This window comes from Massilia agilis (assembly GCF_024756255.1).
Taxonomy (GTDB): domain Bacteria; phylum Pseudomonadota; class Gammaproteobacteria; order Burkholderiales; family Burkholderiaceae_D; genus Telluria; species Telluria agilis.
Genome location: NZ_JANUHB010000027.1, coordinates 1 through 309 on the forward strand (window position 1 = coordinate 1; position 309 = coordinate 309).

The following is a 309-nucleotide window of genomic DNA, read 5'->3' on the forward strand; positions in this document are numbered from 1 at the left end:
GTCGGTGCTGTACTCCCAGCTGGCCACGTCGGCGGCCAGCGTCACGTTCACGGCCGTATTTTTGGTCAGGCCGTCGCTGTTGCTGGTGCCGGTGTCGGCCGCCAGGGCCAGCGCGGGGGCGGCCACCGTGTTGTCGATCGTGATGGCTGCGGCATTGCCCGCGGCCGTGCTCAGGTTGCCGGCCGTGTCGGTGTAGCGCACCTTCACGCTGCCGGCCGCATAGCTGCCGTCGGCGAGCGAGAACGCGGTGGCGCTGCCTGCCGCCCAGTGGGCGCCGCCGTCCACGCTGTATTCCCAGCTTGCCGCATC

At 70.9% G+C, this 309-nt stretch carries 1 protein-coding gene; it reads right to left on the reverse strand.

From position 1 onward, the window contains the following. Window positions 1-309, reverse strand: a 309-nt coding sequence (locus tag NX774_RS23315) for a hypothetical protein (protein ID WP_258824688.1), incomplete at both ends; no start/stop codon positions are given.